The organism is Variovorax sp. Soil_C_12, from assembly GCF_057657375.1.
The window spans coordinates 1-538 of the sequence record NZ_JBDGIO010000050.1; the positions used below are offsets into that span (position 1 = coordinate 1).

The window sequence follows — 538 nt, forward strand, 5'->3', positions numbered from 1 at the left end:
ACGTGCGCCTTTCTTACGAAGCAACCCTTTCTTCATACCAGAGCCGACCCGCAGCCATCGGCTGAGCGGCCCGTCCATCCCAGGAGCAACCCACCATGCAAGCCACTTCCATCAACAGCCAGGAGCACTTCCTCGTCGAGCCGCCCCGCAACACACCGATCGTCCGCGAGGTCGATGTGCTGGTGTGCGGCGGCGGCGTCTCCGGCATCGGTGCGGCGCTCGGCGCCGCCCGCGCCGGCGCCAAGACGATGGTGATCGAGAAAAACGCGTTCCTGGGCGGGGCCGCCACCGCGGTCCTCATGAACACCTGGAACGTGCCGGTGTCACGCATGACCGGCGTGGCCCGCGAGATCGCGCTCACACTGGCCGAGCGCGGGGAAGGCAACATCACGGGGCCGACCTTTCCATTCGACCCCGAGGGCTTCAAGCAGGCCGCTGTCGACCTGCTGCAGCAGGCCAAGGTCGAAGTGCTGAACTACACCTGGATCGAGGACGCGATCATGGAAGGCTCACGCATCAAGGGCGTGATCATCCAGAA

Annotated in this window: 1 protein-coding gene; it reads left to right on the top strand. The window is 65.4% G+C overall.

The features are described 5' to 3' along the window. Window positions 1-95: 95 nt before the first annotated feature. Window positions 96-538: FAD-dependent oxidoreductase (locus AC3A6X_RS36420; protein ID WP_487846720.1), on the top strand; the 443-nt coding region annotated here is incomplete at its 3' end.